Annotated in this window: 22 protein-coding genes; 10 read left to right on the top strand and 12 right to left on the bottom strand. The window is 73.5% G+C overall.

Going from position 1 to position 19,555, the window contains the following annotated elements:
- Positions 1-18 precede the first annotated feature (18 nt).
- Positions 19-729, bottom strand: a complete 711-nt coding sequence (locus tag BKE41_RS20510) for a tetratricopeptide repeat protein (RefSeq protein ID WP_024829077.1) — start codon at positions 727-729, stop codon at positions 19-21.
- 117 nt (positions 730-846) lie between these two features.
- Positions 847-1,458: an NnrU family protein gene (locus tag BKE41_RS20505; RefSeq protein WP_029360714.1), complete on the bottom strand. Its 612-nt coding sequence runs from the start codon at positions 1,456-1,458 to the stop codon at positions 847-849.
- A 117-nt stretch (positions 1,459-1,575) separates the two neighbouring features.
- Here BKE41_RS20505 and BKE41_RS20500 point away from each other — a divergent pair, with 117 nt between their 5' ends.
- A complete protein-coding gene (locus tag BKE41_RS20500; protein ID WP_245295819.1) occupies positions 1,576-2,832 on the top strand; it encodes a hypothetical protein in 1,257 nt (418 codons plus the stop codon).
- Positions 2,832-2,966 carry a hypothetical protein gene (locus BKE41_RS32470; protein WP_268821199.1) on the top strand — a complete coding sequence of 45 codons (135 nt, stop codon included), beginning with the start codon at positions 2,832-2,834 and terminating at the stop codon, positions 2,964-2,966. Before BKE41_RS20500 ends, BKE41_RS32470 begins: the two co-directional genes overlap by 1 nt.
- Here the strand turns inward: BKE41_RS32470 and BKE41_RS20495 are convergent.
- Positions 2,945-3,181, bottom strand: coding sequence for a hypothetical protein (locus BKE41_RS20495; protein ID WP_012320817.1), 237 nt, complete (start codon positions 3,179-3,181; stop codon positions 2,945-2,947). The two genes, BKE41_RS32470 and BKE41_RS20495, sit on opposite strands and share 22 nt — an antisense overlap.
- A gap of 136 nt (positions 3,182-3,317) precedes the next feature.
- Here BKE41_RS20495 and BKE41_RS20490 point away from each other — a divergent pair, with 136 nt between their 5' ends.
- The 3 genes from BKE41_RS20490 to BKE41_RS20480 all read left to right on the top strand — a co-directional run bounded on the left by BKE41_RS20490 (position 3,318) and on the right by BKE41_RS20480 (position 4,746).
- Entirely contained in the window at positions 3,318-3,608 is a 291-nt protein-coding gene (locus BKE41_RS20490) for a hypothetical protein (RefSeq protein ID WP_012320816.1), read from the top strand.
- 47 nt (positions 3,609-3,655) lie between these two features.
- A complete protein-coding gene (locus BKE41_RS20485) occupies positions 3,656-3,916 on the top strand; it encodes a hypothetical protein (RefSeq protein WP_012320815.1) in 261 nt (86 codons plus the stop codon).
- Positions 3,917-3,987: 71 nt separating this feature from the next.
- Positions 3,988-4,746, top strand: a complete 759-nt coding sequence (locus BKE41_RS20480; RefSeq protein WP_071000036.1) for a transglycosylase SLT domain-containing protein — start codon at positions 3,988-3,990, stop codon at positions 4,744-4,746.
- Positions 4,747-4,983: 237 nt separating this feature from the next.
- Here BKE41_RS20480 and BKE41_RS20475 read toward each other — a convergent pair whose 3' ends face one another.
- The 9 genes from BKE41_RS20475 to BKE41_RS20435 all read right to left on the bottom strand — a co-directional run bounded on the left by BKE41_RS20475 (position 4,984) and on the right by BKE41_RS20435 (position 13,619).
- The gene (locus BKE41_RS20475; RefSeq protein WP_012320813.1) at positions 4,984-5,652 is read right to left on the bottom strand and encodes an SOS response-associated peptidase; all 669 of its coding nucleotides are present in this window, start codon (positions 5,650-5,652) and stop codon (positions 4,984-4,986) included.
- Between the two features lie 113 nt (positions 5,653-5,765).
- Positions 5,766-6,941, bottom strand: a complete 1,176-nt coding sequence (locus BKE41_RS20470) for a zinc-dependent alcohol dehydrogenase (protein ID WP_012320812.1) — start codon at positions 6,939-6,941, stop codon at positions 5,766-5,768.
- Positions 6,942-7,125: 184 nt separating this feature from the next.
- Entirely contained in the window at positions 7,126-8,367 is a 1,242-nt protein-coding gene (locus BKE41_RS20465; protein WP_071000035.1) for a cytochrome P450, read from the bottom strand.
- The gene (locus BKE41_RS20460) at positions 8,360-9,682 is read right to left on the bottom strand and encodes an FAD-dependent oxidoreductase (RefSeq protein WP_071000034.1); all 1,323 of its coding nucleotides are present in this window, start codon (positions 9,680-9,682) and stop codon (positions 8,360-8,362) included. Before BKE41_RS20460 ends, BKE41_RS20465 begins: the two co-directional genes overlap by 8 nt.
- Complete coding sequence (locus BKE41_RS20455) at positions 9,679-9,918, bottom strand: ferredoxin (RefSeq protein ID WP_012320809.1); 240 nt, start codon at positions 9,916-9,918, stop codon at positions 9,679-9,681. The genes BKE41_RS20460 and BKE41_RS20455 overlap by 4 nt, the downstream gene beginning before the upstream one ends.
- Entirely contained in the window at positions 9,915-11,237 is a 1,323-nt protein-coding gene (locus BKE41_RS20450; protein WP_058621153.1) for a glycosyltransferase, read from the bottom strand. The genes BKE41_RS20455 and BKE41_RS20450 overlap by 4 nt, the downstream gene beginning before the upstream one ends.
- Positions 11,238-11,538: 301 nt before the next feature.
- Positions 11,539-12,171 carry a TPM domain-containing protein gene (locus BKE41_RS20445; protein ID WP_029361370.1) on the bottom strand — a complete coding sequence of 211 codons (633 nt, stop codon included), beginning with the start codon at positions 12,169-12,171 and terminating at the stop codon, positions 11,539-11,541.
- On the bottom strand, positions 12,161-12,949 hold the full coding sequence (locus BKE41_RS20440; RefSeq protein WP_059409932.1) for a TPM domain-containing protein: 789 nt from the start codon (positions 12,947-12,949) through the stop codon (positions 12,161-12,163). The genes BKE41_RS20445 and BKE41_RS20440 overlap by 11 nt, the downstream gene beginning before the upstream one ends.
- Before the next feature lie 34 nt (positions 12,950-12,983).
- Entirely contained in the window at positions 12,984-13,619 is a 636-nt protein-coding gene (locus BKE41_RS20435; protein WP_012320805.1) for a LemA family protein, read from the bottom strand.
- 201 nt (positions 13,620-13,820) lie between these two features.
- On the opposite strand from BKE41_RS20435, the gene BKE41_RS20430 reads away from it, so the two are divergent.
- From BKE41_RS20430 to BKE41_RS20410, 5 genes are all read left to right on the top strand, one after another.
- Complete coding sequence (locus tag BKE41_RS20430) at positions 13,821-14,195, top strand: hypothetical protein (RefSeq protein ID WP_012320804.1); 375 nt, start codon at positions 13,821-13,823, stop codon at positions 14,193-14,195.
- A gap of 25 nt (positions 14,196-14,220) precedes the next feature.
- Complete coding sequence (locus BKE41_RS20425; RefSeq protein ID WP_012320803.1) at positions 14,221-15,141, top strand: LysR substrate-binding domain-containing protein; 921 nt, start codon at positions 14,221-14,223, stop codon at positions 15,139-15,141.
- A gap of 100 nt (positions 15,142-15,241) precedes the next feature.
- Positions 15,242-16,435 (top strand): CaiB/BaiF CoA-transferase family protein, encoded by a 1,194-nt coding sequence (locus tag BKE41_RS20420; RefSeq protein WP_012320802.1) that lies wholly within the window; start codon positions 15,242-15,244, stop codon positions 16,433-16,435.
- The gene (locus BKE41_RS20415) at positions 16,432-17,358 is read left to right on the top strand and encodes a hydroxymethylglutaryl-CoA lyase (protein WP_071000033.1); all 927 of its coding nucleotides are present in this window, start codon (positions 16,432-16,434) and stop codon (positions 17,356-17,358) included. The genes BKE41_RS20420 and BKE41_RS20415 overlap by 4 nt, the downstream gene beginning before the upstream one ends.
- A gap of 223 nt (positions 17,359-17,581) precedes the next feature.
- Positions 17,582-18,910 (top strand): MFS transporter, encoded by a 1,329-nt coding sequence (locus BKE41_RS20410; protein WP_012320800.1) that lies wholly within the window; start codon positions 17,582-17,584, stop codon positions 18,908-18,910.
- Positions 18,911-19,555: the final 645 nt, after the last annotated feature.

Below are 19,555 nucleotides of genomic sequence, written 5' to 3'. Positions count from 1 at the left end.
AACAGTCCGGACGAAGGATCAGCGCGTGATCGGCGGGGGCGGCGCGGCGGGCTCGGGCTTGGCGGCGGTCACCGTCACGGGACCGCCCGCGACGATCGCCGCGTAGACCTCGATCCGCTCGCGCAGGTTCCGCGGCGTGTCGGGATCGGCCACGATCTGGTCGAACCAGCGGCTGGCGTCCTCGTAATCGCCCTTCTTCAGGGCGGCGAGGCCCAGCATCTCGCGGGCGGTGTGGCGGAACGGCGTCCCGGCGGCGAGGCCCTGGAGGTTGGCGAGCGCCGGGTCCGGGTTCGGCCCGTCGAGGCGCAGCAGCGCGGCGCGCAGGCGCGCGAGGTCGCGCAGGCCGTCGCCGAGGCCGGTATCGTCGGCGAGCTTGTCGAACTCCGCCGCCCCGGCCGCCGGATCGCGCTTGCCGGTCTCGGCCGCCGCCCGGAACCGGGCGAGCAGCCGGTAGCCCGCCGGGCCCTGCGCCTCCAGCGTCTCGAAGGCCTTGTCGGCCTCCGCGACCTTGCCGTCCTTGGCGAGGCGGTTGGCGTCGTCGAACTGCACCGAGGCGACCTCGGCCGCCGCGCGCTGCTGGGCCTGCCAGTAGCGCCAGCCCGCCACACCCGCCACCACGAGCACGGCGAGCGCGATGATCACGCCGCTGTAGCGCTTCCAGATCTGGAGGATCCGGTCGCGGCGGTAATCCTCGTCGACCTCGCGAAGGAACTCGTTGTTCTCGGCCATTCTATCCCGGCCCGCATGATTTCAGCGGACCACCTCGTCTCGTTCGGGCCCCGCGCCTAACACACGGGCGCCGGGTTGGCGACAGGCCATGTCTCAGGTGCCGCCGCGGGTGCCGGCTCAGGCCGCGCTGCCCGGCCAGACCGGAACGCCGATCACCGGGTAGTGCAGGTAGCGGGCGAAGACGAACCACGCGGCCGTGCCGACCACCAGGGCCAGGACGTCGTTGCGCCAGCCCAGGGGCGCCGCCGCCGGACCGCCGTGCTGGGCCGCGACCGCCCCGGGGGCGAGGCCCCGGCGCTTGGCGCTGATCCGGGCGGTCACCGCCCAGGCGAGGAAGCCGCCGAACAGGAGCATGGAGCCGAGATCGCCGTTGGCGAGCAGGTGCGCCGTCGCCCAGATCTTCACGGCGAGCAGCATCGGGTGCTTGGCCTTGGCGCGGATATGGCCCGGCAGGTAGGCGGCCGCGAGGCACACGAAGGCGAGCCAGACCAGCGTCAGGGCGAGGTGGCGTGTCCAGACGGGCGGGTCCCAGACCGGGATGTAGCCGGCGAGCCGATAGTCGTGGAAGCCGATCCCGATCAGCACGAGCCCGAGCAGCGACAGGGCGGTGTAGCCGAGCTTGTAGCGGCCCTCGCCGATCCGGCCGACGATCGCGGCGCGCCGGGTGCGGGCCATCGAGAAGGCGTGCGTGCCGAGGAACAGCACCAGCCCGAGGATCAGGAGAACCATGGATGACTTTCGGTCGGGCCGCGCGGGTCCGGTCGGCGGCAAGCACTCTGTAATGGTTCTCAAGCGAATCTCCGCCTGTTTGTCCAGGCGCGGCCGGGACGCAGCCGAGTGGCGACCATGGGTTGGGCGGATCGGATCGCCGGACGAGCGCGCGCCGCGTGCCGCCTCGGAGCCGGAGCGGCCGCGCGGCGGATCCTCCCGGCGCTCCTCCTGGCGCTCCTCCTGGCGCTCTTGCCGCTCCTCCCGCACAGAGCCGCGGCCGCGCCGGAGCCGCCGCTCTCGGCCCTGACCCTGGTCGGGCCGCCCGCGCTCGTCTTCAAGGCGGGGCGCGACGCCTGCGACGGCGCCGACGTGCCCGACGCGCCGGCGCGCGCCTTCCGGGACGCGTCGGGCTCGGTGGCGCTCTACGGGATGCACTACCGCAACCGGGCGCTGCGCGGCCCCGACCTCGGCCATCTCAAGCTCGACTGCGCGGTGGTGCTCGATTCGGGCGAGAAGCCCGATCCCGCGGCCTACGACGACCGCTCCTGGATCACCGCGACCTGGACCGAGGACGGGACCCGCGTGGCCGCGCTCCTCCACCACGAGTACCAGGCGAACGAGCATCCCGGCCGCTGCCCGGCCGCCAACTACATGGCCTGCTGGTACAACACGATCACGGCCGCCGCCTCGACGGATGGCGGCCGCAGCTTCCGGCGGCAGAGCCCGCCCGCCGTGGTCGCCGGGGCGCCGTTCCGGCAGGAGGTCGACCAGGGCCGCCACCGCGGCTTCTTCAACCCGTCGAATATCGTGGCCGACGGGACGTGGCGCTACTTCCTCGCCTCGACGACCGGCTGGACCCGACCGGGCAGCGATCAGGAGGCGGGGGTCTGCCTGTTCCGCAGCGACGACCCGGCCGACCCGACCCGCTGGCGGGCCTGGACCGGCACCGGCTTCACCGCCGCCTTCCCGGATCCCTACCGCGCCGCCCGCCCGAACACGGCCACCTGCCGGCCGGTCGGGCCGTTCCCGGGCCCGGTCGGCGCCGTCGTCCGGCACCGCGGCACGGGCGCCTGGATCGCCGTGTTCATGGCGAAGGCGGGGGAGGGCTTTCCCCGGTCCGGCTTCTACTGGACGACCTCCCGGGACCTGATCACCTGGGACAGCCCGCGCCTGCTCCTCGAGGGCGCGACCCTCTACGAAGACCCCTGCGCGGCGACGGCGCCGCTCCTGGCCTACCCGTCGCTCCTCGACCCGGACGCGCGGGGCCGCAATTTCGACGATGTCGGCGACCGGGCGCTCCTGACCTACGCGAGCCTGCGCACCGAGGGCTGCACGATCACCTCCGACCGCGACCTGCTGCGCCGCCCGGTGGCGATCCGCGTCTGGCCCTGATGCCGCTCGACCGGCGCGTCGCGCGCGACACGTTCCCGAGCCCCGGCCGCATCCGGTCCGGCCGGACCGCGGCGGCCGACGTGGCGGAGGCCGAGGCGACGATCGCCGGGTCCTACCGGGCCCGGCTCTCCTGAGCGGGCTGGCCGAGCGCCACCGTGTAGGACGGGCCGGCCGCGACGGAGCGCCCCGGGACGCCGATCCGCTGCCAGAGCACGGTGCCGAGGGTCACGCTGAGCATCAGCGCGGTCGCGGAGAGCAGGAGCGTGGTCGCCCGGGCGTAGGCGCGACCGGCATGGATCAGCAGGCAGCCGAACGCGAAGATCGCGACGGCCTGGAACAGGTGCTGCACGGGCGACGTCCTCTCTGGCGGCGGACGCGCGGTCCGGGCCGGCCGGGATCGACGCCATCGTGCCCGGGCGGCGTGAAAACGCGGTTAACGTCGGGTATAGCTGGCTCCGCCATCGCCCGCTCGGAGAGGAAGCCGCATGTCGCGTTCGAGGGTCCCGGAGACGGAGAGCCGCCCCGACGGGACGGGGGTGATTCCGTCCCCCGACACAGCAATCCTGGGATCGGGCGCCGTCGGCGCGGGGGCGATCGGGGCGTCGGCCCTGGGCGCGCTGGCCCTCGGGGCCGCGGCCCTCGGCGTCGTGGCGGTCGGCGCCTTCGCGATCGGCCGCCTCTCGGTGGGCCGCGCCCGGGTCGGCGCCCTGGAGGTCGGCTCGCTGGAGATCGACACGCTCACGGTGCGGTCGGTGCGGATGCCGGAGCGCGGCTGAGCCGCGGCGCCGGAGACCGCACCCGGAGACATGCGAGGAGGGGAGCGATGACCGATCGGAAACCGCCCTTCCGGCCCGCGGACGCGGTCGACGCCCTCGGCGAGGTCGAGGGCGATTTCGTCCTGCCGCTCTGCCTGCCCGGATCCAACCTGCTGATCGGCGAGGATCTCGCCATGCTGGTCCTCGACACGATCCACGGGCAGCGGGTCGGCCTGCCGCTGAGCCCGCAGGGCGCGGCCGACCTCCACGCGGTCCTGGGTGAGGCCCTGCGGCTGCTGCAGGCGCGGGACCGCGGCCCCATCCAGTAGGCGCGCGCCGGCGAAAGGCTTCGTTGAGGCGGCCGGGATAGACAGGTCCCGGTTCCTCTCCGTGGCGGCCGATGCGCGCTCCGTTGCTACTCCTGCTGCTGGCCTGCGCCGCCCCCGCGCAGGCCCGGCCCGCCACCTTCCTGGCGGTGCACGCCGTCGGCATGGCCTCGCTGCCGCCCGTCCCGCCCGCGCCCGCGGCCGCACCGGTCGCCGCCGACGCGCGCGCCCGCTTCCTGCCGCTCATCGCCCGCGAGACCGCCGGCACCGGCCTGCCCCTCGCGGTCGCCGACGCCGTCGCGCGGATCGAGAGCGGCTACGATCCCACCGTGGTCGGCAGCGTCGGCGAGGTCGGGCTGATGCAGGTCCGCCCGACCACCGCGGCGATGCTCGGCTTCCGCGGCACGGTCGCCGAGCTGGCGTCGCCGGAGATCAACGTCCGCTACGGCGTCCGCTACCTCGCCGAGGCCTGGCGCCGGGCCGACGGCGACCTCTGCCGCGCGCTGATGAAGTACCGGGCCGGCCACGGCGCCGAGTCGATGTCGCCCCTGTCGCAGCTCTACTGCGCCCGCGCCCAGGCGATCCTCGGCGACCCGGAGGCGCGCGCTGTCCGGGCGAGCGCCCGCGCGGCCGCGCCGGACCGCCTCGCCGCGCGGCCGGCGGGCCCCGTCCACCGGACGCGCGTCGCCGCCGTTCCGGCGAGGCCGCTGTCGTTCTGGGAGGCGCACCGGGCGCGCATCGCCCGGCTCAACGCCGCCGTGGTGGCGCGCTGGCGGGCCCGCGGCTGGTCGGCCGCGCCCAACGGGGCCTCGGGTGAGCCGGCCGGCGGCTAGCGCCGTTCCCGATCGGGTCGGGACGGGGGCGATCGCCGTGTCCGTGCCGAGCGAGGCGCGGGTCCCCTCTCCCGCACGGGAGAGGGACAGGGTGAGGGATGCGACTGATCCGGAAGGACCTGATCCCTCACCCCAACCCTCTCCCGCACGGGAGAGGGGGCCTGGCGCGGCTATCTCAACCGGAGTCATCGTCCTTCCAAATCGTCGCAACACGATCGGGAACGGCCCTGGCGCCGCCTACGCCTCGGGTTCGGCCTCCGGCCCGTCCGACCGGGCGCCGCGGGCGACCTCGCGCATCGCGGCGTCCGGGAGCGGGCGCTGGAGCCGCAGCGCCTCCGCGGTCGGCGCCTCCAGCCAGGTCGCCCACTCCTCCGGCTTCGTGAGCAGGACCGGCATCGCCTTGGGATGGACCGGCCCGACGACGCCGTTCGCCTCCGTGGTCAGGAAGGCGAAGAGCCGGTGCTCCTCGGCGACCCGGTCGGGGTTCTCGCGCTTCGTGCCCCGCACGCCGGTCCAGGGCCGCCAGATCCCCGCGAAGGCGAAGAGCGGCCGGTCCTCGTCGAGGGCGAACCAGACCGGCGTCTTGCGCGGCTTCGTGTCGGCGTACTCGCTGAAGGCGTTGACCGGCACGAGGCAGCGATGGGCGACCCCGAGCCAGGGCCGCCAGTGCGGGCTCGCGACGTTGCGCACGTTGGTGATCGGATGCTCGCCGAACGCCTTGGGCCCCGGCATGCCCCAGCGCATCATCGCGAGGTCCCGGCCGGTCGCGCCGTTCAGGACCACCGGCGCCAGCTGATCGGGAAAGATAGCCGGCAACAGCGGAAGGTTTCCGGTGCGATCCTCCGCGATCCCGAAGGCCCGGCGCAGGTCCGCAGGGCCGGTCCGCAGGCTGTAGAGGTTGCACATGGATGTCCCGGACGGTTGGTGAGCACGGCGCCGGCTCTACACGCGTCCGGGACGCCGCGACCAGCCGGGCGGAGGGAATGCCCCGGCCGGTCCGTGGCCGGGGCGCCGTCGCCTCAGTTCAGGTGGAACACCACCTTCACGCAGCCGTCCTTCTTGTCGCGGAAGGTCTTGTAGAGGTCTGGCCCCTCCGCGAGGTTCTGCGAGCGGTGTGTGATCAGGGAGGTCATGTCGATCTTGCCCTCCTGGATCAGCTTGGTCAGCGGCTCGAGGTAGCGCTTCACGTGGGTCTGGCCGCTCTTGAGGGTCAGGCCCTTCTGGACGATCGAGCCCATGTTGACCGGGATCGGCCCGCCGTAGACGCCGGGCACCGAGACGATCCCGCAGGGTCGGACCGCCTTGATGGCCTCGGCCAGCGCGTAGGGCCGCTCGGTGGCGGTGAGCTTCTCCTGCACCGTCGACAGCATGCCGGTGAGGCCGCCGTGGCCGGCGCTCGCCTCCATGCCGACGCAGTCGATCACGCCGTCGGCGCCCTGGCCCTTGGTGATCTCCTTGATCCGCTCGAACACGTCCTCGTTCATGAAGTCGATGACGTCGGTGGCGCCGGCCTTGCGGGCGAGGGCGATCCGCTCGGGCACGGTCTCGATGGCGATGATCCGCTCGGCTCCCATGATCTTCGCCGACTGGATCGCGAAGATGCCGACAGGGCCGGTGCCCCAGACCGCGATCGTCTCGCCGCCCCGGATCTCGCAGTGCTCCGCGCCCTGCCAGCCGGTCGGCAGGATGTCGGTGAGGAACAGGACGGACTCGTCGTCCATGCCGTCCGGCACCTTCATGGGCGCGACGTCCGCCATGGGCACGCGCACGTACTCGGCCTGACCGCCCGCGTAGCCGCCGGTGAGGTGCGAGTAGCCGAACAGGCCGGCCGTCGTGTAGCCGAACTGCGCGGCCGCCATCTCGGCGTTGCGGTTCGAGCGCTCGCAGACCGAGTAGTTGCCGAGCTTGCACTGGCGGCACGCGCCGCAATTGATGTTGAAGGGCACGACGATCCGGTCGCCCTTCTTGAACTTGGTGAAGCCCTGTCCGACCTCGACGACCTCGCCCATGAACTCGTGGCCGAGGACGTCGCCGCTCTTCATGGTCGGCATCAGGCCGTCCATCAGGTGCAGGTCCGAGCCGCAGATCGCGCAGCTCGTGACCTTGATGATGACGTCGCGGGAATCCTCGATGACCGGATCTGGGACCGTGTCGCAGCGGATGTCGTTGCGGCCGTGCCAGCACAGTGCCTTCATGCGTCGTGTCTCCGGAAGCTCTCGGGGTCGCGGCCAACTCGGCCGTTCTCCCGTAAAGCCCGCTTCGGCACGGCCAAGTTCCGGCGGCGGCGCGCCCCGCCTCGGGGCGAAGGGGTTTACGAATGTTTCACGTGAAACAGACCCGTTTACCGCCGCTTCACGAGTCGCGCGGGCACGGCCAGGGTCAGGCGACGCCGTCGATGCCGATCCGCAGCTGCTCGGGCCCCCGGAGCGACGCGCCCGGCCGGTAGGGCGGCGGATCGACCGCGAGCCGCGGGGCGACGAGGCGGCGGCTGAGCGCAATCAGGGCGATCTCGGCCTCGAGCCGCGCCAGGGGTGCGCCGACGCAGTAGTGCAGGCCCCCGCCGAAGCCGAAATGCTCGATGTCGCCCCGGTCGGGATCGAAACGGTCGGGCGCCGCGAACCGGTCGGGATCGCGGTTCGCGGCCGCGAACATCAGGATGACGGGCGCGCCCTTGGGAATCATCTCGCCGGCCACCGCGATCGCGCCGAGGGCCTTGCGGGTCCGGAAATGCACCGGCGGCTCGTAGCGCAGGACCTCCTCGATCAGCCGCGGGGCCCGCTCGGGATCGGCCTTGAGCCGCTCCAGCTCCGCGGGATGCCGGAGCAGGGTCAGCATGGCGTTGGTGATGAGGTTCACGGTGGTCTCGTGACCCGCGACCAGCAGCAGGACCGCCGTCGACAGCAGGTCGAAGTCGCTCATCTGCTTCCGGCCGTCCGGGCCGGGGGCGGCGAGGCCGCTCAGCATGTCGTCCGCCGGGCGGCGGCGCTTCTCGCGGATGAGGTCGCGCATGTAGGCGGCGATCTCGTCGAAGGCGCCGACGATCTGGCGCCGGGTCCCGTCGTCGTGGCGCGCGTCCGGCTCCACGGCGGTGGCGAGCTGCGTCGCCCAGGCCTGGAACCGCGGCTCGTCCGCGCGCGGCACGCCGAGCAGCTCGCAGATCACCGTCACCGGCAGCGGGTAGGACAGGTCGCTCACGAGGCAGACCTCCCGCCGCTCCCGGCACGCGTCGATCAGGCCGTCCACCTCCCGGGCGATCCGCGGCCGCAGCGCCTGCACCCGCGCGATCGAGAATTCCCGCATCACCAGGCTGCGCAGGCGGTCGTGGTCCGGGGGGTCGCGGAAGATGAACGGGCGGTGCGTGGCGCTGATGCGGTTCTTGATCGGGTTGAGGATCAGGTCCTTGAGCGGGTTGCCGGTGCGGGGCCGCCGGGGCGGCGGCAGGTCCTCGGAGCTGAGCCGCGGGTCGAACAGCAGGCTGCGGATCGCCGCGTGCGTGGAGACGACGTAGCTGCCGTCGCGCTGGCGCGAGACCGGCTGCTGCCGCATCCGTCGATAGAGCGGGTACGGGTCGGCCCGGTTGGCCGGATCCATCACGGCGGCGAACAGCGCGTCGTCAGACATGGACGGTCTCGGCGGAAGGCCGCGCCCGGGCGGCTCGGTGCGGCGGGAAGCCCGGGACCGCCATCTCGACGCGCGGCCGGTCGGTGGCGTCGGTGATCGGCGGGAACGGATCGCCGGCCGTGATCGCCTCCGCGTAGGCCGGCAGCCAGCGGGCCTGATCGAACGAGACGGCCGCGATGCTGCGCCCGGCGCGGCCGTACACGGCGAGGAAGCGCCGGGAGGCCCGCGAACCCTGCACCACCGCCACGGAATCGGCCCCTTCGGGGAGGCCGACCAGCTTGATGTTGATCCCGAACTGGCTCGACCAGAAGGCCGGCAGGTGACCGTAGGGGCGCTGGTCGCCGGGCCCGGCCAGCATGTTGCGCGCGGCGTGGGCGGCCTGCTCGACGGCGTTGCCCCAGTGCTCCACGGCGATCAGGCGGTTGCCGTAGAGCGGGATCGGCCACCGGGCGACGTCGCCCGCGGCGTAGATGTCCGGGCAGGGCACCCCGTCGGCGTCGAGGACCCGGCAGGCCGCGTCGCAGGTCACGCCGCTGGCATCCGCGCGCAGGCCCGCACCCCGCAGCCAGCCCGTCGCCCGGGTCGCCCCCAGGGCGACGATGACCAGGTTGGTCTCGATGGTGCTGCCGTCCGCCAGGCGGGCCCGGGCGATGTGCCCGGACGCGTCGCCCTCGAACGCCCGCACCGTCGCGCCGGGACGGAACGTGGCGCCGGACGCGCGCACGCACTCGGCGATCACGCTGCCGACGAAGGTCCCGAGACCCCGGGCCAGGGGCGCGGCGTTCGGGTCGACCAGGGTCACGGGCAGGCCCAGATCGCACAGGCAGGAGGCCGCCTCGCAGCCGATCAGGCCGCCGCCCACGATCAGCACCTGCCGCGGGCGCGCCACCAGGGCGTCCCGCAGGGCGGCCGCGTCGTCGCGCCCGCGCAGGGTGAAGATGCCGGCGAGCCCGCCACCGGTCTCGGCCGGCCAGGGCCGGGCCTCGGCGCCGGTGGCGATGAGCAGGGACTCGTAGGCGAGCGTCGACCCGTCGGCGAGCCGGAGCGTGCGGGCCGCCCGGTCGAGGGCGACGGCCGGGCTCCCGAGACGCCAGCGGGCGCGGAGCTCGGCCAGTTCTGGCAGCCGGGTCGCGTCGGCGGCGAGCTCCCCGGCGAGCACGTGCTTCGACAGGGGCGGGCGGTCGTAGGGGCGGTGCGGCTCGGCGCCGACCAGGGTGAGCGGCCCGTCGTAGCCGCCCCGCCGCAGCGCCTCGGCACCGCGCAGGCCGGCGAGGGAGGCCCCGACCACGACGATGCCGGCGGGTTCGGGAGTCACGGCGCGCCCCCGTCGTCCGGGCCGGCCTGGAGGCTGATGGCGCGGACCGGGCAGGCCTGCAGCGCCCGCTCGATGGCGCCGCGCCGCTCGGCCGGCGGCGCGGGATCGTAGAACAGGATCTCGTGGCCGCGGAGCGCGAAGGCGTCCGGCGCGGCGTAGCAGCACTGGGCGTAGCCCTGGCAGCGGTTGAGATCCACGACGACCCGGAGCGCCGCGGTGTCGGAGGCCGGCTTCATGCCGACCTCGCGAGCGGGCGCGCGGCCCCGTTATCGGCCTTGCCCCGGGCGCGCGCGAGATCGTCCACCGCGGTCAGGATCGACGCCATGGCGTCCCGCGCCGCGAAGGCGTCCCGCATCGCGCCGGCGCGCGCGCGGAAGTCGGGCTCGTCGAGCACGCGCGCCACCGCGGCGCCGACCGCCTCCGGGGTCGGCGCGTTGGTTCCGAGGTTGATCCCGACGCCGGACCAGCCGATGCGCGCGTTCACCTCCGCCTTGTCCTCCGTCAGGCCGGCCGAGACGATCGGCACCCCGGCGGCGAGCGCCTGCGAGACGCTCCCGTAGCCGCCGTTGGTCACGAGCACGCTCACCCGCGGCAGCAATTCGCGGAACGGCAGGAAGCACGACACCCGGGCATTGGCCGGGACCGGAACCGCCAGCGCGTCCACGGGCCGACCGCCGGTGGTGGCCAGGACCAGCAGATCGTCCCGGTCGGCCAGGGCGGTCAGGGTCGGCTCGACCAGCTCGCCGAGATCCGCGTTGGCCAGCGTGCCCTGGGTGACCAGCACGACGGGCCGGCCCGCCGCGTTCGCCGCCTCCAGCGCCGGCCACCACTCCGGCAGCGGCGCGGGCGGCGTCGGCGGCTGGAGCAGGCCGATGAAGCGCAGGCCCGGCGGCAGGGTGCCGTAATCGTACTCGAAGCCCGGCACGGTCGGCTGCAGGAACAGGTCCGGCAGGATCACGATGGAGTGGGGCAGGGAGGCCGGCAGGGGCGGCAGGCCGAGCGCCGCGAGCTTCGCGTCCGTGTAGGCCCGGACCGGGTTGACGAAGGCCGCATCCATGCCGGCCTTCAGGGTGGCGTAGCGGACCAGGTCGTCCCGGTCGCGGGCCGGTGGCAGGCCGAGGCCCACGGGGGCGTGGTCGGGCCGGTCGAGGAACAGGATGCTGACGTTGACGGTCACGATCGGCGGCCGCGGCGCGCTGTCGAGGAGTAGCGGCAGCGCGCCCAGGAACATGCTGCCGGCCAGGATTACGTCGGGGGCCTCGGCCGCGATCAGCGCCCGCAGGGCGGCGGCCTGGACCGGCATGGGATCCACGAACCGGCGCTCGAACTCGCGGCGATAGCGCTCCGGGCCGGCCGGCAGGTCGGTCTCGCGGTACTCGGCCGCGTGATCGTCGGCGTAGGGCGTGAAGCGCAGGCCCGCCGCCTCGACCTTCGGCCGGAAGGTCGGGTCGGTGAGCACGAGGACGTCGTCGCCCCGGGCGGCCGCCGTCCGCCCGATGGCGAGGAGCGGATTCACGTGGCCGGTGAGCGGCGTCGCGGCGATCAGGATCTTCATCACGGCCTCCTCGAGCGCCGCCGGTCGGGCCGGCGTCGCCCCTGCTCGGGTGCCGACGCCTTCATCCGCGGGCGCCCCGTGGCCCCCGGCGCGCCGGACTCACAGGGGAAATCGCGGCCGGTCCAGCGCAGTTACACAACCGGAGGGTGCTTCGTGCGGCGCCGCACCATGGCATCCGGTTGAAGTCCGACGCAATATCGGAGTGTCACAGGCCACAGCCATCGTGCGTGCCGCCGGCACGCGGCGCGTCCTCCGTCCGGACGATGGCTGACGGCACCCGGCCGCGACGGTCGGGGCGCCGTCAGTCGACCACGACGACCCGGTTCGGCAGCTCGTCGGGGTCGCCCGGACCCGCCGGGAGATGCTCCGCCAGGCAGGCTCCGACGCGCGCGACCGCCGTCGTCAGGCCGTCCTCGATCGCGCCGCGCCCGAGGGCCGGCATCAGCTCGGCGAGGATCCCGTCCCAGGCGGCCGGCGGGATCTCCCGCAGGACGCCGAGGTCGCTGACGATCTCGGCGTGCCGCTCGGCGAGCGACAGGTAGAGCAGGACCCCGGTGCGCCGGCGCGTCAGGCTCAGGCCGCGCGACCAGAAGGCCCGCCGGGCCGCCTCGCGGGCGCGGGCGCGGCGCAGGCGGCGCGGCACCAGGGCCATGCGCAGCCGCTCGTTCTGGCTCGCCACCAGGATCGCCGCCACGACGCCCGCCTGCGCCAGCAGGATCGACGCGGCGGTCCAGGCGGTCAGGGCGATCAGCGGCCAGGGCAGGACCAGCGCCGCGACGAGCGCGGTGAGCAGCACGATCGAGCGGTAGGCGCCGGCGCGCCGGCTCACCATCACGACGATCTCGCCGGAGGTCCCGGCCTCCGCGTGCCCGACCGCGCGGGCGAGCCGGTCCCGCGCCTCCGGAGTCAGCACGGCCGCGCGTCTACCAGTCACCGGAGGCCCCTCCGCCGCCCGACGAGCCGCCGCCGCCGGAAAATCCACCGTCGAAACCGCCCGAGGAGCCGCCCGAGCCGCCGTCCGAGAAGCCGCCGCCCCACCCGCCCGAGCCGGGCCCCGGCAGGATGACGAGGCCGCCGGGCCTCGACCGGCCGCCCCGGCTCATGCGCCACGCGACGAAGAGCACGATCAGGAACAGGGCGACGAAGACCGCCACCTGGGCGGGATCGACCTCGTCGGCCCGCACCTGCGGCTTGCGCTGCCACTCCTGCGCGTCGCCGGCCAGGATCGACAGGATGCCGTCGACGCCGGCGTCGAGGCCGCCGAAATAGTCGCCGGTCTTGAAGCGCGGCGTGATGGCGCCCGCGATGATCACCTTGGACAGGGCGTCGGTCAGCGCCCCCTCCAGGCCGTAGCCGACCTCGATCCGGACCTTCCGCTCGCTCGGCGCCACCAGCAGCAGGACGCCGTTGTCGGTCTTGGCCTGCCCGAGCTTCCAGTCCCGGAACAGGCGGTTGGCGTAGTCCTCGACGGTCGTGCCCTGCAGGTTCGGCACCGTGGCGACGACCACCTGGTCCGAGGTCTTGTCCTCGTGGGCCTTGAGCTTGGCCTCGAGGGTGCCGCGCTGCTCCGGCGTCAGGATGCCGGCCGCGTCGACCACGCGGCCGGTCAGCGCCGGGAAGGTCAGCTCGGCCGCCAGCGCTCCGATCGCGGTGATCGTCAGGCAGGCTGCCAGGACGGCGAGCGACAGGGCGTGCCGCCCCCGGACGGGCATGGCCCGGCACACGGTCCGGCCCATATGCGCCACCCTAGAACTTCACGTTCGGCGGCCGGTCGGCGTTCGGCGTCGCCGTGAAGGTCTCCATCGGCTTGGCGTCGGGATACAGGATCGCCGCGATCCAGCGGCCCGGGATCGTGCGCACCTCGGTGTTGTAGGCCTGCACGGCCGTGATGTAGTCGCGCCGCGCGACCGCGATGCGGTTCTCGGTGCCCTCCAGCTGGGATTGCAGGGCGAGGAAGTTCTGGTTCGACTTGAGGTCGGGGTACTTCTCCACCGTCACCAGCAGGCGTCCGAGCGCGCCCGAGAGCTGGTTCTGGGCGTCCTGGTACTCCTTGAACTTCTGCGGATCGCTGACCGTGGAGGCGTCGACCTTCACGCTGGACGCCTTGGCGCGCGCCTCGGTGACGCCGATCAGCACGTCCTTCTCCTGCTGGGCGTAGCCCTTCACGGTCTCGACGAGGTTGGGGATCAGGTCGGCCCGGCGCTGGTACTGGTTCTGCACCTCGCTCCACGAGGATTTGGCCTGCTCCTGCAGCGTCGGCACCCGGTTGACCGCCCCGCAGCCGGAGAGACCCGCGGCCACCAGGATCACCGAGAGCACGCCGAGGAGGCGCGCCGCGGGCGATGTCCGGCGCACCGCGCCGGCCGTCAGCGTCGTTCCCATATCGTCCCCCATCTGCCGGCCGAGACTCGGCCGCTTGATCACGAGTCCGAGAGATAAGGGCCGGAACCGCTAAGGTAAGGCCCCGGCTCGCCCGGCCTTGAAGGTTTGTGCCGCGGCCCGCTAAGGCGTCGGCAACGGACCGCGCCGGCGGACGTTCGGACCCTCGAGCCGAGGATCGGCGCGGCGCCGCGGAGGCCGGGAATGGATGCAGCACTCGCCGACCATGTCAGGGCCGCCAGCGCCGACGCGCGGCGCCACGCCCGGGCGTACCGGGCGCCGGCCGGCAAGGACGCGCTGCCCTGGTCGGTCATCGAGACGTTCGACGCCCGCGTCCGGGGCCACCTCGCCCGCGATCCGCGGATCGAGGACGAGCGCGACCGCGTCCTGATCGCCGCCGTGAAGCTCGCCGAGACGCCGGTCGAGGAGGGGGACGAGAGCATCGCCGAGGCGCGCGCCCATCTCGTCGACGCGATCGACTACCTGGAGCAGGCGGTGCTGCGGTTCGGCCTCGTCAACCGCGAGGGGGCCAAGGCCGGCCTCGGCACCTACGGCCAGCCGGTCGGCTCCCGCGACTGACGGCCCGCCCGCACCGCGCCGCCGGATGTCCGCCGACCTGCCCGCGGCCGCGACCCTCAGCCGCCTCGACCTGAAGACGCTCCGGCTGTTCGCGGCCATCTGCGCGGAGGGGACGCTGAACGGCGCGGCCCGCCGCGCGGCGATCGCGCCCTCGGCGGTCAGCAAGCGCCTCGCCGAACTGGAGCACGCGCTGGGCTGCACCTTGCTCACCCGCGAGCCGCGCGGCATGCGGCTCACGCCGGCCGGCGAGACCCTGCTGCACCACACGCGCCGGATGCTGGCGAGCGCCGAGCAGATCGCCCTGGAACTCGCCGAGCACGCCCGGGGCGTGCGCGGCTTCGTGCGGGTGCTCGCCAACCTCTCGGCCATCGTGGAGTTCCTGCCCGAGGACCTGCAGGCCTTCCTGGCCGCGCAGGACGGGATCCGGGTCGACCTCGAGGAGCGCCCGAGCGGCGGCGTCGTCGCCGGCGTCGAGGAGGGGTTCGCCGATCTCGGCCTCTGCGCGGACAACACCGACACCCGCGGCCTCACCGCCTACCCGTACCGGAGCGACCGCCTCGTCCTGGTGATGCCGGCCGGGCATCCCCTGAGCGGCCGCGGCGCCGTCGCGCTGGCCGACAGCCTCGACTACGACCATGTCGGGCTGCACGCGGAGAGCTCGATCTACGCCGCCCTGCGCGACGAGGCCCGGCGCCTCGGCCGGCCGCTGCGGCTGCGGATGCACGTGCCGAGCTTCGACGCGATCTGCCGCATGGCGCAGGTCGGCCTGGGGCTCGGCACCGTGCCGGAGCGCGTCTACGCCCTGCTCGGGCCGCCGATGCGCCTCACGGCGGTGCCGCTCACCGATCCCTGGGCCGCGCGCACGCTGCGCCTCGTGGTCCGCCCGGGCGCCCTGCCGCCCGCGGCCGCCCTCCTGCTGGAGCATCTCCGGGCCGCCGGTCGCTGAGCGTGCGTTCTCCGGCGGCGAACGCACGGTGGTGCATGGCGTTTGGACTTGGCCACCGGAAGGGCCCTATCTCCGGGGCAACAAACGATGGAGGAAAGCCGTGTCCGGTCCGCTCAGCGGTATCCGCGTTCTCGAGCTCGGTCAGCTGATCGCCGCGCCCTTCGCGACGCGGCTGATGGCCGAGTTCGGCGCCGAGGTGATCAAGGTCGAGGCCCCGGGCGAGGGCGACCCGCTCCGGAAGTGGCGCAAGATGCACGAGGGCACCTCGCTCTGGTGGTACCTGCAGTCGCGCAACAAGAAGTCGATCGCCGTCAATCTGAAGTCGCCCGAGGGGCTCGACATCGTCAAGCAGCTCGCCGCGAGCGCCGACGTGGTGGTCGAGAACTTCCGTCCCGGCGGCCTGGAGAAGCTCGGCCTCGGCTGGGACGTGCTCTCCGCCCTCAACCCGAACCTCGTGATGGTCCGGATCTCGGGCTACGGCCAGACCGGCCCCTACCGCGACCGGCCCGGCTTCGGGGCCATCGGCGAGTCGATGGGCGGCATCCGCTTCACCACCGGCAGCCCGGATTCCCCGCCGGCCCGGGTCGGCGTCAGCATCGGCGACACCCTGGCCTCGCTCCACGGCGTCATCGGCGCGCTGATGGCCCTGCTGCGCGTGAAGACCGGGCAGGGCGCCGGTCAGGTCATCGACGTCTCCCTCGTCGAGAGCGTGTTCAACGTCATGGAGAGCCTCGTCCCGGAGTACGACCTGCTGGGCGAGGTCCGCACCCGCACCGGCGGCGCCCTGCCGGGCATCACCCCGTCGAACACCTACCCGACGCGGGACGGCGGCTACGTGGTCATCGCCGGCAACAGCGACCCGATCTTCCGCCGCCTGATGACGGCGATCGGCCGTCCCGACCTCGCGGACGACCCGGCCCTGCGCAACAACGAGGGCCGCTCCAAGCAGTCGGCCATGCTGGACGGCACCATCGCCGACTGGTCGAAGACGAAGAGTGTGGAGGAGGCGCTCGCCGTCCTCGACGCCGCCGACGTGCCCGCCGGCCGCATCTACTCGGTCGCCGACATCGTGGCCGATCCGCATTATCAGGCGCGCGACATGATCCTGCAGGCGGAGCTGCCCGGCGGGACGGCCGTGAAGATGCCCGGCATCGTGCCGAAGCTCTCCGACACGCCCGGCGAAGTCCGCTGGCAGGGGCCGGCCCTCGGCGCCCACACCGATTCCGTGCTCGCCGAGCTCGGTCTCGACCCGGCGCGCATCGCCGCGCTGCGCGAGAAGGGAGCCGTGGCATGAGCGGCGACGCGCTGATCGTCCAGGAGGTCGCGACCCGCGACGGCTTCCAGATCGAGCCGGTCTTCGTGCCGACGGCGGAGAAGATCCGCCTGATCGACGCCCTGGCGGAGGCCGGCTTCCGCCGGATCGAGGTCTCCTCCTTCGTCTCGCCGAAGGCGGTGCCGGCCCTCGCCGACGCGGCCGAGGTCTTTTCCGGGATCCGGCGCCGGCCCGGGACCGTCTACGTCGCCCTGGTGCCGAACCCCAAGGGCGCCGAGCGGGCGCTCGCCGCCAGGGTCGACGAGATCAACCTCGTCGCCTCTGTGAGCGAGACCCACAACCGCGCCAACATGGGCATGAGTCCGGCCGACTCGATCGCCGGCTTCGCGCGGATCATGGATTCGGTGCGCGGCGCCCCCGTCAGCACCAACGCCACGGTGGCGACGGCTTTCGGCTGCCCGTTCGAGGGCGACCAGTCCGCCGACACGGTCGTCGCGCAGGTGGAGCGCTACCTGTCGCTGGGCGTCGACGGCGTGACGCTGGCCGACACGACCGGCATGGCCAATCCCCGGCAGGTGAGCCGCCTCGTCGCGCGGGTCCTGCCCCTCGTCGGTCCCGGCCGCCTGACGCTCCACTTCCACAACACCCGCGGCCTCGGCCTCGCCAACGTGCTGGCGGCCTACGACGCGGGCGCCCGCCGCTTCGACGCGGCGCTCGGCGGCCTGGGCGGCTGCCCGTTCGCGCCCGGCGCCACCGGCAACATCTGCACCGAGGACCTCGTCAGCATGGCCCACGAGATGGGCGTGCCGACGGGCCTCGACCTCCCGGCGCTGATCGGCCTGTCGCGGGACCTGCCGCGCCTCGTCGGCCACGACGTGCCCGGCCAAGTCGCCAAGGCCGGACGGCCCTGCGACCTGCATCCGGCCCCCGCCCGGGCGGCCTGAGCCGGAGACGGAGAGGGACGGCCTTACAATGGCCCGCCCCACGCGTCGGACGCGACGCGCTCCCTCTCCCGAACGGGAGAGGGGACCCGCGCCTCGTCCGGCGAAGGCGGCATCGCCGTCGTGTGCCGTGAGCTGCGCCCGAACCTGACTTCGCGGAAAGCCGCCCGTCCGAAGGCGGCACCGCCCAAGACACGTCCCTCAAGAACACACCACGGAGGAAACCATGACCGCAGCCCTGTCCGGGTCGCCGGCCGCCGCCGAGACCGGCGCGGTGACGGAGACCGGCGTCGTCCGCAAGGTCGCGTGGCGGCTCATGCCGCTGATCATGATCTGCTACATGTTCGCGTTCTTCGACCGCATCAACATCAGCTTCGCCAAGTTCCAGCTCCAGAGCGACCTCGGCTTCAGCAACGTCGCCTACGGACTCGGCGCGAGCATGTTCGTGGTCGGCTACGTGATCTTCGAGGTGCCCTCGAACCTGTTCCTCTACCGGGTCGGGGCGCGGCGCTGGATCGCCCGGATCATGATCTCCTGGGGCATCGCCACCGCGCTGATGATCTTCATCCGCAGCGAGTGGCACTTCTACGCCCTGCGCTTCCTGATCGGCGCGATGGAGGCGGGCTTCGCCCCCGGCATCCTCTACTACCTGACCATCTGGTTCCCGGCCTCGCATCGCGGCCGCATCACCTCGTTCATGTTCGTGGCCTCGGCCTTCTCGGGGATCTTCGGCGCGCCGGTGGCGGGCCTGATCCTCGGCGGCCTCAACGGCGTCGGGGGCCTCGCCGGCTGGCAATGGCTGTTCCTGGCCGGCGGCCTGCCCTGCCTCGTGCTCGGAATGCTCGTGCTGACGCGCCTCGACGACCGGATCGCCGACGCCCGCTGGCTGTCCGAGCCCGAGAAGGCGCTCCTGTCGAGCCGGATCGCCCACCACAACCGGGATATCGGCGACCACTCGCTGATCGGGGCGATCAAGCAGCCGGGCTTCCTGCTGATCGCGCTGATCTACTTCCTGCTCCAGATCGGCTCCTACGGGCTGAACTTCTGGGGGCCGGACCTGATCAAGACCGCGAGCGGCGGGCAGGCGGCCTCGGTGGGTTTCCTGACGGCGATTCCCTACATCTGCGGGGCGATCAGCATGGTGGTGATCGGACGCCTGTCCGACGCCTCGGGCGAGCGGCCGAAATTCGTCGCCGGCCTCGCCATCGCGGCGGCGCTCGGCTTCTTCGGCGCCGGCCTGTTCGACAAGCACATCGTGCCGCTGATGTTCGCCCTGGCGCTGCTGGGGGCCGGCATCGTCGCGTCGATCCCGACCTTCTGGACGCTGCCGGCCAAGCTCGTCACCGGCGTCGGCGCGGCCGGCGGGATCGCGCTGATCAACACGCTCGGGCAGTTCGGCGGCATCGTCAGCCCGGTGATGGTCGGCTGGGTGAAGGATCTCACCGGCTCGACGACGCCCGCGCTCTACGGGATCGGCGTGCTCTGCCTCGTCGCCGCCGGGCTGGCGCTCTTCGCCATGCCGGCGAGCCTGCGCCGGAGCGACCGCGCGGCGTGAGACGGCCCGCCGCCCCGGCGTAGCCGGGGTGGCGGATCTCGGGCGGCGGCGCGGGCCGCCAGCGGTCGTCGCGGGGCTTCAGGCCGCGACGGACCTTGAAGCGGCGGGCGGTGTGGGCGTGGCTGGCGATGCCGCGCGCCTCGGCCGAGGCACGGACCGGCCGGCGCGGCGACAGGTCCACCGGGGCGGGTCGAGGTCGGGATCGCCGCGGTCGGCCGCACCACAGGCCCTCGCCCGCGGGACCGCGCCGCTGCCGCGGATCGGCCGGGGCACCTCCCGGGCCATCCGCCCGGCGAGACCGGCGACGCGCAGGTCCAACCCGATCTCCGCCACGGGTGCGGCCCTGTCCGCCGGCGGTCGAGACCGAAGTCCGCATGGACCCGATCCCGCGACAGCCCGCTGGGACCGAGACGCGAGGCCCACCGCGCGCCCGGCGCAGGGACCGGCCGAGGCGGGCGGGACGGCCCGAGCGGGCGCGACGCGGGACCGCCGATGCCGAAGTCGAGTTCGGGCACCGATCTCGGCGGCCGAAAACAGTGAACACATCAGTAACCATGGCCGGAATGCCGTCCGTTGCGCGGTGGAGCAAAAAACCTCGCGCCGTCGGACAAACCGCGGTCCGCTCATATTGTATATTATCTGCAA

The sequence above is a fragment of the Methylobacterium sp. C1 genome (genome assembly GCF_001854385.1).
In the GTDB taxonomy this organism is placed as follows: Bacteria; Pseudomonadota; Alphaproteobacteria; order Rhizobiales; family Beijerinckiaceae; genus Methylobacterium; species Methylobacterium radiotolerans.
The sequence above is the reverse complement of the archived record's forward strand: the minus strand, read 5'-3'. Positions and strand labels throughout refer to the sequence as shown.

Excerpts from the sequence above, each read along its gene's own strand:
- BKE41_RS20510 (WP_024829077.1), bottom strand. The coding sequence starts at position 729 with ATGGCCGAGAACAACGAGTTCCTTCGCGAGGTCGACGAGGATTACCGC.
- BKE41_RS20480 (WP_071000036.1), top strand. The coding sequence starts at position 3,988 with ATGCGCGCTCCGTTGCTACTCCTGCTGCTGGCCTGCGCCGCCCCCGCG.
- BKE41_RS20455 (WP_012320809.1), bottom strand. The coding sequence starts at position 9,918 with ATGAAGCCGGCCTCCGACACCGCGGCGCTCCGGGTCGTCGTGGATCTC.
- BKE41_RS32470 (WP_268821199.1), top strand. The coding sequence starts at position 2,832 with ATGCCGCTCGACCGGCGCGTCGCGCGCGACACGTTCCCGAGCCCCGGC.
- BKE41_RS20415 (WP_071000033.1), top strand. The coding sequence starts at position 16,432 with ATGAGCGGCGACGCGCTGATCGTCCAGGAGGTCGCGACCCGCGACGGC.
- BKE41_RS20450 (WP_058621153.1), bottom strand. The coding sequence starts at position 11,237 with ATGAAGATCCTGATCGCCGCGACGCCGCTCACCGGCCACGTGAATCCG.
- BKE41_RS20435 (WP_012320805.1), bottom strand. The coding sequence starts at position 13,619 with ATGGGAACGACGCTGACGGCCGGCGCGGTGCGCCGGACATCGCCCGCG.
- BKE41_RS20500 (WP_245295819.1), top strand. The coding sequence starts at position 1,576 with ATGGGTTGGGCGGATCGGATCGCCGGACGAGCGCGCGCCGCGTGCCGC.
- BKE41_RS20440 (WP_059409932.1), bottom strand. The coding sequence starts at position 12,949 with ATGCCCGTCCGGGGGCGGCACGCCCTGTCGCTCGCCGTCCTGGCAGCC.
- BKE41_RS20485 (WP_012320815.1), top strand. The coding sequence starts at position 3,656 with ATGACCGATCGGAAACCGCCCTTCCGGCCCGCGGACGCGGTCGACGCC.
- BKE41_RS20475 (WP_012320813.1), bottom strand. The coding sequence starts at position 5,652 with ATGTGCAACCTCTACAGCCTGCGGACCGGCCCTGCGGACCTGCGCCGG.
- BKE41_RS20410 (WP_012320800.1), top strand. The coding sequence starts at position 17,582 with ATGACCGCAGCCCTGTCCGGGTCGCCGGCCGCCGCCGAGACCGGCGCG.
- BKE41_RS20470 (WP_012320812.1), bottom strand. The coding sequence starts at position 6,941 with ATGAAGGCACTGTGCTGGCACGGCCGCAACGACATCCGCTGCGACACG.
- BKE41_RS20465 (WP_071000035.1), bottom strand. The coding sequence starts at position 8,367 with ATGTCTGACGACGCGCTGTTCGCCGCCGTGATGGATCCGGCCAACCGG.
- BKE41_RS20490 (WP_012320816.1), top strand. The coding sequence starts at position 3,318 with ATGTCGCGTTCGAGGGTCCCGGAGACGGAGAGCCGCCCCGACGGGACG.
- BKE41_RS20425 (WP_012320803.1), top strand. The coding sequence starts at position 14,221 with ATGTCCGCCGACCTGCCCGCGGCCGCGACCCTCAGCCGCCTCGACCTG.
- BKE41_RS20430 (WP_012320804.1), top strand. The coding sequence starts at position 13,821 with ATGGATGCAGCACTCGCCGACCATGTCAGGGCCGCCAGCGCCGACGCG.
- BKE41_RS20505 (WP_029360714.1), bottom strand. The coding sequence starts at position 1,458 with ATGGTTCTCCTGATCCTCGGGCTGGTGCTGTTCCTCGGCACGCACGCC.